The 12,052-nt window shown below is 70.8% G+C and carries 9 protein-coding genes; all 9 read left to right on the top strand.

What is annotated here, in order from left to right; genetic code table 11:
* The first annotated feature begins 2 nt into the window (after window positions 1-2).
* Window positions 3-845, top strand: a complete 843-nt coding sequence (gene icmH, locus DIS04_RS19775) for a type IVB secretion system protein IcmH/DotU (protein WP_111415510.1) — start codon at window positions 3-5, stop codon at window positions 843-845.
* An 8-nt stretch (window positions 846-853) separates the two neighbouring features.
* The gene (tssH, locus tag DIS04_RS19780) at window positions 854-3,571 is read left to right on the top strand and encodes a type VI secretion system ATPase TssH (RefSeq protein ID WP_111415511.1); all 2,718 of its coding nucleotides are present in this window, start codon (window positions 854-856) and stop codon (window positions 3,569-3,571) included.
* 3 nt (window positions 3,572-3,574) lie between these two features.
* Complete coding sequence (locus tag DIS04_RS19785) at window positions 3,575-5,170, top strand: sigma-54 interaction domain-containing protein (RefSeq protein ID WP_111415512.1); 1,596 nt, start codon at window positions 3,575-3,577, stop codon at window positions 5,168-5,170.
* A complete protein-coding gene (gene vasI / locus DIS04_RS19790) occupies window positions 5,167-5,820 on the top strand; it encodes a type VI secretion system-associated protein VasI (RefSeq protein ID WP_111415513.1) in 654 nt (217 codons plus the stop codon). Before DIS04_RS19785 ends, vasI begins: the two co-directional genes overlap by 4 nt.
* A gap of 7 nt (window positions 5,821-5,827) precedes the next feature.
* The gene (gene tssA, locus DIS04_RS19795; protein ID WP_111415514.1) at window positions 5,828-7,258 is read left to right on the top strand and encodes a type VI secretion system protein TssA; all 1,431 of its coding nucleotides are present in this window, start codon (window positions 5,828-5,830) and stop codon (window positions 7,256-7,258) included.
* A 76-nt stretch (window positions 7,259-7,334) separates the two neighbouring features.
* Window positions 7,335-11,000: a type VI secretion system membrane subunit TssM gene (gene tssM / locus DIS04_RS19800; protein WP_111415515.1), complete on the top strand. Its 3,666-nt coding sequence runs from the start codon at window positions 7,335-7,337 to the stop codon at window positions 10,998-11,000.
* Window positions 10,984-11,559, top strand: coding sequence for a GNAT family N-acetyltransferase (locus DIS04_RS19805; protein WP_111415516.1), 576 nt, complete (start codon window positions 10,984-10,986; stop codon window positions 11,557-11,559). Before tssM ends, DIS04_RS19805 begins: the two co-directional genes overlap by 17 nt.
* Window positions 11,560-11,580: 21 nt before the next feature.
* On the top strand, window positions 11,581-11,868 hold the full coding sequence (locus tag DIS04_RS19810) for a type VI secretion system PAAR protein (RefSeq protein ID WP_111415517.1): 288 nt from the start codon (window positions 11,581-11,583) through the stop codon (window positions 11,866-11,868).
* Window position 11,869: 1 nt separating this feature from the next.
* Window positions 11,870-12,052 (top strand): hypothetical protein (locus tag DIS04_RS19815; RefSeq protein WP_162623127.1); only part of this gene is annotated, 183 nt, incomplete at its 3' end.

Below are 12,052 nucleotides of genomic sequence, written 5' to 3' on the forward strand. Positions count from 1 at the left end.
CCATGCAAGAACTTGCCACGCACTATGAATCGAACCCCGGCGCGGTGGCGCGCTATGCCCCCGGTCGTCACGAGGACCGTATCGATGAACGCGGGCTCGAGCAGTTGATCCACAGCCACGCCGAGCAGCTCGATGCCGATGAGGACTTCTGGTTCCGCCTGCGCGGGTACAACCTCAATCCGCTGGTCGATGCCGCCAGCTCGCTGCTGGGCATGGTGGTGCGGGTGCGCCAGCTCGATGGCATGAGCGACCTCGACCGGCTCTACCGTCAGGTCGTCGACGAGATCTCGGCGATCGAAGTCGAACTCACCGAGCAGGGCTACGACCGGCCCACGCTGCTGGCCTTCCGCTACGTGCTCTGCTCGTTCATCGACGAGGCGGTGATGGGCACTCCCTGGGGACAGCAGAGCCGCTGGGCCGAGCACTCGCTGCTGACCCGCTTCCACAACGAGACCTGGGGCGGCGAGAAGGTCTTCTCGATCCTCTCGCGTCTGCAGCAGGAGCCGCAGCGCTACCGCGACATGCTGGCCTTCATCTACCTCTGCCTGTGCCTCGGCTTCGAGGGGCGCTACAAGGTCATGGACCACGGCCGCGAGGAGTACGAGCACATCGTGCGCACCCTCGGCGACCAGCTGGCAGCGCTCGGTGATACCCCGGACGACAGCCTGACCCGGCCGCTCGACAACGTCATGCCGGGCCGGCGCCACCGCGGGCGCGGTGTGCCGGTATGGGCCGTATTCGCGCTGTTCGCCGTGGTCATGGCCGGCACCTACCTGGGCTTCGCCTGGGCGCTCGATCAGCAGGCGGCCGAGGTCGGCGCCCTTCTCGACCAGATTTACCGTTAGGAGATCCCATGCTCAGGGTAGAGCTTCCCGCGCTCATCGGCCGCCTCAATGCCGTGTCGCGCCAGGGTCTGGAGCAGGCCGCGGTGCTGTGTGCCGAGCAGCAGGCCCCCGAGGTCACCGTCGGCCACCTGCTGCAGGCACTGATCGACCAGCCGCTGTGCGACCTGCGCTGCCTGCTCGACGGGCAGGGCGTCGATTACCTGGCGCTGCGCGCACGCCTGGCCGAGGAGACCCGGCCGCCGCGCGACCTCGCCGTGACCACGCCGAGCTTCTCGCCGCTGCTGGTCGAGCTGCTGCAGGACGCCTGGCTGCTGGCCACCACCGAGTTTGCCCACGACCGCCTGCGCAGCGGCCTGATCTTTACCGCCCTGCTGCACAACGTGGGGCGCTACCTGGGGCCGCGCAGCGCTGCGCTGCTGGCCGAGATCAACCGCGAGGGGCTGCGCCGCGGCTTCGAGCGGCTGGCCGCCGACTCGGCCGAGGCCCCCCGCGACGAGCCCGTCGACGGTGGGCGTCGCCCGGCGCTGGCCGCCCCGGGCGACAGCGCCCTGGCGCGCTTCGCCACCTCGCTCACCGAGCAGGCCCGGCGCGGCGAGCTGGACCCGGTGCTGTGCCGCGACCCCGAGATCGACCAGATGCTCGACATCCTCGGGCGGCGGCGCAAGAACAACCCCATCGTCATCGGCGATGCCGGGGTGGGCAAGAGCGCCGTGGTCGAGGGGCTTGCCGCGCGCATCGTCGAGGGTCGCGTGCCGGCGGCGCTGGCCGACGTCGAGCTGATGAGCCTCGACCTCGGCGCGCTGCAGGCCGGCGCCGCGGTGAAGGGCGAGTTCGAGAAGCGCCTCAAGGCGGTGATCGAGGAGGTCAAGGGCGCGCCCCGCTCGATCCTGCTGTTCATCGACGAGGCCCACACCCTGATCGGTGCCGGCAACCAGGAGGGCGGCGGCGATGCCGCCAACCTGCTCAAGCCGGCCCTGGCCCGCGGCGAGCTGCGCACCATCGCCGCCACCACCTGGCGCGAGTACAAGAAGTTCTTCGAGAAGGACCCGGCGCTGTCGCGGCGCTTCCAGCCGGTGGCCCTGGCCGAGCCCAGCATCGACCAGGCGCTGGTGATCCTGCGCGGCCTGCGCGACACCTACGAGAACGCCCACGGCGTGCTGGTCGGCGACAGCGGCCTGCGCGCCGCCGCCGAACTCTCGGCGCGCTACCTGGCCGGCCGCCAGCTGCCCGACAAGGCGATCGACGTGCTCGACACCGCCTGCGCGCGGCTCTCCCAGGCGCTGGATACTCCGCCGCGCCGGCTCAGCCATCTCAAGAGCGAGCACATCGCCGCCCGGCGCGAGCGCGAGCAGCTCGATCGCGAGCGCCTGCTGGGGCGCAGCCCCGACGTCACCCGCGAGGCCGAGCTCGACGCGCGCCTGGCGCGGCTGGAAGCAGAGGTCGAACGGCTCGAGGCGGCCTGGGCCGACCAGCGCGAGTGCGTCGACGCCATCGTCGCCCTGCATCGCCAGCTGCTGGCCGCGGGCCAGGTTGAGGCCAACCCCGAGCAGCCGGTAGTCGAGACCGAGACTGCAATCGACGATGAAACCGGCGGGGAGAGCGACGGCGAAGCGGCGGCTGACGCGGTTGAGTCGGATGACTCTGCCGCGGATCTCGATCTGCATGCCCAACTGGTCGCCCACGAGGCGCGCCTGGCCGAGCTGCAGCAGGAGTTCGCGCTGGTCAACGCCAGCGTCGAGGAGGCGCAGATCGCCCAGGTCATCGGCGACTGGACCGGGGTGCCGGTGGAGCGCATGACCAGCGACGAGCTGACCCGGCTCACCGAGCTGCCCGAGCACCTCGGCCGGCTGGTGCAGGGCCAGGACACGGCCATCGAGCGCGTGCATCGCCACCTGCTCACCGCACGCGCCGACCTGCGCCGCCCCGGCCGCCCGCTGGGCGCCTTCCTGCTGGTCGGCCCCAGCGGCGTGGGCAAGACCGAGACCGTGGTACAGATCGCCGAGCGGCTCTACGGCGGGCGCCAGTTCCTCACCACCATCAATATGTCGGAGTACCAGGAGAAGCACACCGTGTCGCGGCTGATCGGTTCGCCGCCGGGCTACGTGGGCTTCGGCGAGGGTGGCCTGTTGACCGAGGCGATTCGTCAGCGGCCCTACTCGGTGGTGCTGCTCGACGAGGTCGAGAAGGCCCACCCGGACGTGCTCAACCTGTTCTATCAGGCCTTCGACAAGGGCGAGCTGGCCGATGGCGAGGGGCGGCTGATCGACTGCAGGAACGTGGTGTTCTTCCTCACCTCGAACCTGGGCTATGAAGCCATCGTCGCTCACGCCGACGAGCCCGCAGCGCTTGACGATGCCCTCTACCCGGTGCTGGCCGCCTTCTTCAAGCCGGCACTGCTGGCGCGCATGGAAGTGGTGCCCTACTTCCCGCTGGGCGCCGACACCCTGCGCGACATCGTGTCGGCCAAGCTCGATTCACTCGCCGAGCGCATCCGCGGGCGCCACCGCCAGGCCGAGGTGGTCCTCGACGAGGCCCTGCGCGACGCCATCTGTGCCCGCGCCACGCGCAGCGAGAATGGCGCACGCATGCTCGAGTCGGTGATCGACGGTGAGCTGTTGCCGCCGGTGTCGCGAGCGCTGCTCGACCGCCTGGCGCGGCAAGAGCCGGTGACCCGGGTGGCGCTGGGCGTCGACGCGGCGGGCGCCTTCACCGCGGAGGTGGTGTAGGCGATGACGGCCAAGGCGATCGGCATGCACTGGCGCGAAGACGGCATACCGACGGGGCACGCCCTCAGCGGGATGTCCCACGCACTGGCGCTGGTCGAGAGCGCCTCGCCCGCCGAGCTGCGCGACTGCGCCGGTGGCGTTCTCCAGGCTGGTCACGGTCTGGCCTGGGTCAGCTGCCTCTACCTCGATGGCAGCGGCCGCTGGCTGGGCGGCGACGGCAGCGACGCTCGCTTCGAATGCGACGACTTCCGCCACCCTTATGCCCACGCCATCCGCCAGGGCAAGCCGCTGTGCCTCGGCCTCGCCGAGGCCCGCTCGCGGCTCGATCATGCCGGCTTCCAGGCCCAGGTCGCCCGGCTCCCCGGCGCGCTGCAACTGATGGTGCGCCCGCTGCGCGCCCGCGACGGGCAGCGCGAGTGGCTGGGGGCGTTGGCCATGGCCGGCGAGGCGGAAGCCTGCTCCCGGCTCGAGGCGGACCCCGAATTCGCCGCCTTCGAGGCGTTGCTGTGCCGGCTGTGGGCGGGGCTGGCCCGGCACCAGGGCGAGCGCCAGCGCGAAGCGAACCTGCGCCGGTCTCTGGCCCAGCTCAGCGACGGCGCGCGGCGCCAGGCGCTGGCCGAGCGGCTGGGCGACGACCTGCTGGGGGGCTCCACGGCGATGCAGGCCTTGCGCCACCAGGTGGTACGCGCAGCGGAAACCAGCCTGGCGGTGCTGCTGCAGGGCGAGACCGGCACCGGCAAGGACCGGGTGGCTCGAGCCATCCATCGCCTCTCGGCGCGCAGCGAGGGCCCCTTCATGGCGATCAACTGCGCGGCGATCCCCGAGTCGCTGCTCGAGTCGGAGCTGTTCGGCCACGCCAAGGGCGCCTTCTCCGGCGCCGACCGGGCCCGCGAAGGACTGATCAGCCAGGCCGACGGCGGCACTCTGTTTCTCGACGAGATCGGCGACATGCCGCTGCCGCTGCAGGCCAAGCTGCTGCGGGTGCTGGAGAACGGCCGCTATCGGCCGCTGGGGGCGAGCGAAGAGCGCCGCGCCGACCTGCGCCTGGTGGCGGCGACTCACCAGCCGCTGCGCGAGCGCATCCGCGACCAGCGCTTTCGCGCCGACCTCTACTACCGCCTGGGCCAGTTCCCGCTGACCCTGCCGCCGCTGCGTGAGCGCAGCGAGGACATCGCCGAACTGGCCGAGGCCTTCGTCGCCGACTTCTGCGCCCGCGAGGGGCGCAGCGAGATGGGCATCACGCCGGCCGCGCTGCGCCAGCTGCGCGAGCGCGACTATCCGGGCAACGTGCGCGAGCTGAAGAACCTGATCGACTACGCCTGCGCCATGACGCGCCCGGGAGAAGACGTGCTTCCCGCGGCACTACCCGGCCGGATCGACGCGGAGGCCCGTGACGCCGACTCGGCGACGCCGCCGGGCGGCGTGACCGCGGCCAGCGTACAGGACCTGCGCCGCGCCCTGCGTGACTACGAGGCGGAGCTGATTCGTCAACGCCTGCTGCTGTTCGACGGCAACCGCGCCCTGGCGGCCGAGAGCCTCGGCCTGCCCAAGCGCACCCTGGCACACAAGTGCCGCCAGCTGGAACTGGATGCCAAATGAGTTCGAAGCCGATCTTTCGCCGGGCGCCGTGGTTGGCGCTGGCTGCAAGCCTGGCCCTGGGCGACGCCTGGGGCGCGACCACCGACGAGACGCTGGTGGCACAGGCCCGTGAGTGCGCCACCGAGCCCTCGCGTCTGGAGCGGCTGGGCTGCTATGACGCCCTGTTCATGTCCCGCGACGAGCCGACGGCGAGCGAGGGCCCGCGGCCCGCGCTGTGGCACGCGGTCAATGCCCAGGAAGCCGAGCGCGACGACGATGACATGGGCCTGCTGGTGCGCGAGGACACCGACGGCGTGCGGATCAGCGTGCCGGCGCTGGGCAGCGTACCGCCCCGCCCGCAGCTGGTCATCGCCTGCGAGAAGTCGATTACCCGCTTCCAGCTTCACCTGCCGCAGGCGCTGGACGCCGCGCGGGTGCAGGTGCGCCTGCGCACCGATGGTCGCGAGCTGGAGCAGGCCTGGCAGGCGCGTGACGGCGGCTATGTGGTCAGCGGCGGCCGGGGGCTGCCGGCCATCGCCACGCTCCAGCAGCTGCTCGATGCCGCCGAGCTGACGTTCGCCAGCGACCGGGCCGCGCTCGACGACCTGCGCTTCGAGATCGACGGGCTGCGCCAGGCGGTAGAGCCGCTGCGCGACGCCTGTCGCTGGTGAGGTGAGCATGCGCATCGTCAACGAGACCCAGTTGGAAGGGCTGCTGGCCGCCCTCCCCCCGGAGGGCGTCGGCAGGCCCCTCGACGACAGCGCCGACTACGCCTGGCTCGACGAGGAGATGATGAAGATCGGCTCGCTGCAGCACGGTGGAGTCGACTGGGAGGGCGCCGAGACCCGCGCCGTGCGACTGCTGAGCACCGCGGGCAAGGACCTCAAGGTACTCGGCCACCTGCTGCATTGCCTGCAGCGCGACGGCAACGGCGTGCGCTTCGCCCTCTCGCTGCGCCTGCTGGCGGGCAGCCTCGAACAGTGGTGGGACGACGCCTATCCCTACGGTGGCGTCCAGGGCGAACGGCTGCGGCCACGGCTGTTCCGGCAGTTCACCCAGCGCGCCCTGGCGCTGGCGGAAGCGCTCGATTTCGACAATGCCGCCGAGGAGCACCAGGCCTGCGAGGCCGCCCTCGAGGCGTTGATGAAGGCCGCCCGGGCACGCCAGCTGCCGGACGAGGCCCTGGTCGACCTGCAACACCAGCTGCGTCAGGCCCGCCCCAGCCAGTCGGGCTCAAGCGCCGAAACTGCGACTCGCGGTGCGGCGGCGGAGAGCGCTACGCCGATCAGTGCCGCATCGCCCACGGCCAAGCTGCCCGAGATGCGCCTGGAGGCAGGCAACGAGCGCGGCAATCGCCAGACCCTGCTCAAGATGGCCGATTTCCTCAACGAGCAGAGCCCCGGCGATCCGCTCGGCTACCGGCTCCGGCGCCATGCGATCTGGAGTGTCATCCAGGCGCTGCCGGCCACCCGCGACGGCGTGCGCTCCGAGCTGGTGCCGCCCGCCGCCGATCGGGTGGTGGAGTATCGCGAGGCGCTCGCCCGCGGCGCCGACAGCGCGCTATGGCAACGCATCGAGAACAGCCTGGCGGTGAGTCCCTACTGGCTGGAGGGGCATCGCCTCAGTGCGGGTGCCGCCGAGCGGCTCGGCCACCCACGCTGTGCCGCCGCCATTCGCGACGAGGCGAGCCGTTTCGTCGAGCGCCTGCCCGGCATCGAGTCGCTGACCTTCAACGACGGCAGCGCCTTCATTGACGACGAGACTCGCCAATGGCTGCAGGCCACGCCGGGCAGTGCCGCGGGTGGCAGCCAGGAAGCCGGCGGCGACCCCTGGCAGGAGGGGCTTGCCGAAGCCAGCGAGAGATTGGCCGTGGAAGGCCTCGAAGCGGCCCTGATGGGCCTCGATCGCGGCCTGGCCGAGGCCCGTTCGCCGCGCGAGGTCGCCTACTGGCGACTGGCCAGCGCCGACCTGCTGCGCGAGGCGGGGCTGGCGGCGCTGGCCGGCCAGCACTATCGCGCGGTGCGCGAGTCGCTGGCGGGGCTGGGGCTCGAACACTGGGAGCCGGCGCTGCTCGAGCGGCTCGAGCGGGCCACGGGGAAAGGCGCATGAACGCGATTCGACTATGGCATGACCGATACCACCGCGTGTCGGACAACGTTATCAACAGGGACGAGGGCTAAGGCTCATGTGGAAAAGTGTGAAGTCCGGTCTGAGTCGCTGGGTCCCCGGCGTCTCACGAGCGCAAAGCAACGCCAACCTGGCCAAGGCGCACGGCAACAAGGCCCAGGGCCTCGGCAAGCGGGCGAGCAAGCTCAGCGTCGTGCTCTGGTGGCTGCTGCTGGGCGCCATGATCGTCGCCATCTGGTGGCTGGGGCCGACGTGGCAGGTGCGCGACAGCTATCCGCTGGCGCCCTGGCTCAACCGGCTGCTCGCTACCCTGGCGCTGGTCGCCCTGGTCGCCGTGATATGGGGCATTCGCCTGGCCCGGCGGCTGCGCGAGGTGGACGACGAGCGTCGCCAGAACGAACGACGCCAGCTCGACCCGGTGCTGAGCCAGGTGGAGCAGCAGGAAGCGACGCTGAATGCCACCCTGCATGAGCTGCTCGACAGCCTCGGCAGCGGCCCCGGTGCACGCTACAAGCTGCCCTGGTACCTGGTGATGGGCGTGGAGAATGCCGGCAAGACCAGCCTGATCAACCGCTCCGGCCAGAACTTCTCGCTGACCCAGGTGATGAAGGCCTCCGGCCAGGGCAAGAAGGGCAACCAATACGGCTTCGACTGGTGGATCGGCGACAAGGCGGTGCTGATCGACCCCGACGGCGAGCTGCTGACTCAAGGGGCGCTGGAGGGCGGCGAGCCCCAGGAAGTGCAGAGCCGTCTTTGGGACCACTTCGTCGCCTGGCTGGAGCGCAACCGCGCCCAGCGGCCGCTCGATGGCGTGGTATTGGTGCTCGACCTGGCGCGCCTGAGCGATGCCCGGGTGGCGGTGCGCAAGGCCTACGCCTCGCTGCTGCGCGCGCGGTTGCGCGAGCTGATGGAGCGCCACGGCGCTCGCCTGCCGGTCTACGTCACCTTCAGCAAGATGGACCTGCTGCACGGCTTCGACGACTTCTTCCGCCACTACTCCCGTGCCGCGCGGCGGGCGCCGCTGGGCTTCACCTTCAGCGCCGAGAGCGTCGAGCGCGTCGACCAGTGGGCCGACGAGTTCGCCGACGCCTACGACGCCATGCTCGAGCGGCTCAACCGCAGCTTGCCCACGCTGCTGGCCGAGTGCCGCGACCGCGAGGAGCGCGAATCGGTATTCCGCTTCGTGCGCCAGCTCGCCGGCCTGCGCGACGTGCTGCTCGGTTTCCTGCGCGAGGCGCTCTCCAGCGACCGCTACTCCACCGCCGCCATGGTGCGCGGCACCTACTTCACCTCGGTCTACCAGCAGGGCGTGCCGGAGGACCCCTTCGTCGATGCCGCCGCACGCCGCTACGGCATGGCCGATACCACCCAGCCGGCCCATCGCGCCGCACGCAGCGCGCTCTACTTCACCGAGGAGTTGTTCGACAAGGTGATCTATCCCGAGGCGGGGCTGGCCGGCGACAACGCCCGCGCCGCCCGGCGTCGGCGCCGTGTGCGCCGGGCCAGCGCCCTTGCCTGCCTGCTAGGCGGGCTGGTGCTGGTGGGCGGCTGGAGCCACTTCTATCAGAAGAACACCCAGGCCCTGGCCGCGGTGGAGGAAAAAGCCCGGGACTTCCTGGCCGCCCAGCCCGACGAGCTGCACAGCGACGACCCCACCGGCTATGCGCTGCTGGAGCCTCTCGACCGGCTGCGTGCCGCCACCCTGGAGTTCGGCGACTATCGCGAGCACCTGCCGTGGCTGGCCGACATGGGCCTCTACCAGGGGCACGCGGTGGGCCGCGTGGTGGAGAACGCCTACCTGGCAATGCTGAGCTACCATTTCCTGCCTTCGCTGATGATCGGCATCATGGACGACATGAACCGCGCCGAGGCCGGCGGCAACGACAAGCTGGCCCTGCTGCGCGTGCTGCGCATGATGTCCGATGCCAGCGGGCGTCAGCCCGAGCGGGTCCAGGCGTTCATGGCGCAGCGCTGGCAGCGCGACTTCCCCCAGCGCGGCAGCGTGCAGGAACGCCTGCTCGACCATCTCGCCTACGCCATGGCGCATACCGATCTGGAGGGGCAGGTAGCGGCCGGCGATCGTCGCGCCGAGCAGGCCATGGCGGCGCTGCGTGGCAGCCTGCAGGATGCCCAGCAGGAACTGGCGCGCCAACCCATGGACGAGCGCGTCTACGTCACCCTCAAGGCCAACAGCGGCAGCCGCAGCGGGGCGGCGCTCGACCTGCACCAGGGGGTCGGTCCCTCCTTCAATGCCGTCTTCATGGCCCGCGACGATGAGCTGGAGCGCCTGCGCCTGCCGACCCTGCTGACCCGCGACGGCTTCGAGGGCTATTTCCTCAAGGAGATCGAACAGGCCACCGAGCTGGCATTGATCGACCTCTGGGTGCTGGGCCAGCGCGACGACATCGCCTTCAGCGCCGCCGACGAGCGCCAGCTGCGCGATGCCCTGCATGAGCGCTACGTCAGCGACTACCACCTGACCTGGCGCCAGGCGCTCGACGACCTTTACCTGGTGCCGCTGCCCGACATCGATCAGGCGGTGGTGGTGGCCGACACCCTGCTCGGTGCCAGCCGGCCGCTGGACCGCCTGCTCGACGAGGTGGCGCACCACACCCGGCTCTACCCCGAGCTGCCGGAAGACGACGAGATCGCGCGCCAGGCGCTGGAACGTTCGCCGCGCTACCGCCTGGCCGGCGAGATCGAGCGCAACTTCCGTGACCTCAACGGCCTCAGCGATGCGCGCGACGACAACCCCGCCGACATCGACGAGATCAAGGTCGCCATCGGCGAGCTGCGCGACTATCTGCGTGAGGTGCAGGGGGCCAGCGACCCGGGCCGCGCGGCCTTCGTCAGCGCCCGTGACCGCCTGGCGCTGCGCGGCGGCGATCCCATCCACAATCTCAAGCGCATCGCCGAACACACCCCGGCCCCGGTGGATCGCATGCTCGAGAGCCTGGCCGACCAGAGCTGGCAACTGCTGATGGCCAGTGCCATCCGCCATCTCGAGCACCAGTGGCTCGACGAGGTGGTGGCGCCCTACCAGGAGCGCCTCGCGGGCCGCTACCCGCTGGTGCCCGACGCCTCGCGTGAGGTGGCCCTGGCCGACTTCGAGACCTTCTTCGCTGCCGGCGGCACGCTCGACCGCTTCTACCAGGACAACCTGCGCCCCTTCATCGAGGAGGCCCCCGAGTACCTGGTCGACGCCGAGGGCAGCCCGCTGCTGCGCGACAGCGTCTTGACCGCCATCCAGCGCGCCGAGCAGATCCGTCAGGCCTACTTCGGCCGCGACGGCGTGCTCGACGTGGAGTTCGCCCTCGAGCCGGTGAGCCTCAGCCCCGACAAGCGGCGCAGCGTGATCAACATCGACGGTCAGATCATCGATTTCGCCCATAGCGCCAGTTCGCGGGTCTCGATGATCTGGCCCAACGCCCTGCGCGGCGGCAACGAGAGTCGCATCACCCTGGTACCGAGCCAGGTCAATCGTTCGCCGCGCAGCCTCAGCCGCGACGGCGCCTGGGCCTGGTTCCGCCTGCTCGACGAGGCGGAGATCACCAGTGCCAGCGAGCGCGACCTGGAGCTGCGCTTCCAGGTCGATGGGGGCTCGGCGCGCTACCGTCTCCACGCCGCCGGGTCGCGCAATCCGTTCACCCGCCCGCTGGTGGCCGGCTTCCAACTGCCCACGGCGCTGTACGCCGAAGGAGGTTTCGATGTTGGCAGCCTTTAAGCGCCTGTTCGGCAGCGAACGCCAGCAGGTGGCGCCTGCCGGTGCGGTCGAGGCGCCGAAGGGGATGGAAGCATCCAGCATGGAGGACCTTGATGGTTTCCTCGAGGCTGCCCGGCGCGCCGATGCCCAGGGGCACTCGCCCTGGGTCCTGCGCGACGAGGCCCGCCTGGCCACGCTGCGCCGGGCACTGGAGTTTACCGTTCAGCACGGCCAGTGGCTGCAGCGCGAAGGCAGCGACATCGCCCGCTGGCAAGGACGGCTGCTCAAGCTGCGCCACGGCGAGGGCCCCTGCCTCGGCATGCTGCTGGCCTGCCGGCCGGACGACGAGGCCGCCTGGCAGCTGCGTTTCTTCTTCATCGAACCGGAGTGGCAGGGCAGCGGCCACGGCGCGCGCCTGCTGCGAGCCGCACGCCACAGCCTGAGCGGCGTGCCGCTGAACGTGCGGCTGCCCCTGGCCTGCCAGGCCGCCGTGCGCAGCCTGGAGGAAGCCGGCTTCCAGCGCATGCACGTCAACGCCTTCGAGGTGGCCAGCTTCGAGGCGCCCGCCGAGTGGGACTAGGCATACACAGGAGAACGATCGATGGGACGCAAATTCGTACTCGTGGGTGATATTGGCACCGACCACGACGGCTTTCCGCCGACGCCGGTCACCGCGGGCAGCCCGACCGTGCTGATCGACGGCAAGCCGGCGGCGCGCCTGGGCGACCCCCTGGCGCCGCACGACAAGCCCAAGCATCCTCCTCACCCGCGTGCCATCGCCGAAGGTTCAGGCAGCATCCTGATCGACGGCAAGCCCGCCGCCCTCACCGGCCACGCCGTGGATTGCGGCGGCGTGGTGATCGGCTCCGCCAGCGGGGAGGGCAGCTGACGTGGCCAACCAGACCGGACTCCAGTTCACCCTTGAGCTCGCCGGGGTCGACAGCGCCGGGCTGGCGGTGGTCGACTTCACCCTGGAGGAGGCGCTCTCCGCGCCCTTCACCCTCACGCTGCGCTTCGCCAGCCGCGACGGCAGCCTGTCGGCCACGGAGATACTCGACCGCCCGGTGACCCTG

Origin of the sequence: Billgrantia lactosivorans, assembly GCF_003254665.1 — a bacterium.
GTDB classification, from domain to species: domain Bacteria; phylum Pseudomonadota; class Gammaproteobacteria; order Pseudomonadales; family Halomonadaceae; genus Halomonas; species Halomonas lactosivorans.

Coding starts and splice junctions, on each gene's coding strand:
- icmH (WP_111415510.1), top strand. CDS start 3: ATGCAAGAACTTGCCACGCACTATGAATCGAACCCCGGCGCGGTGGCG.
- tssH (WP_111415511.1), top strand. CDS start 854: ATGCTCAGGGTAGAGCTTCCCGCGCTCATCGGCCGCCTCAATGCCGTG.
- DIS04_RS19785 (WP_111415512.1), top strand. CDS start 3,575: ATGACGGCCAAGGCGATCGGCATGCACTGGCGCGAAGACGGCATACCG.
- vasI (WP_111415513.1), top strand. CDS start 5,167: ATGAGTTCGAAGCCGATCTTTCGCCGGGCGCCGTGGTTGGCGCTGGCT.
- tssA (WP_111415514.1), top strand. CDS start 5,828: ATGCGCATCGTCAACGAGACCCAGTTGGAAGGGCTGCTGGCCGCCCTC.
- tssM (WP_111415515.1), top strand. CDS start 7,335: ATGTGGAAAAGTGTGAAGTCCGGTCTGAGTCGCTGGGTCCCCGGCGTC.
- DIS04_RS19805 (WP_111415516.1), top strand. CDS start 10,984: ATGTTGGCAGCCTTTAAGCGCCTGTTCGGCAGCGAACGCCAGCAGGTG.
- DIS04_RS19810 (WP_111415517.1), top strand. CDS start 11,581: ATGGGACGCAAATTCGTACTCGTGGGTGATATTGGCACCGACCACGAC.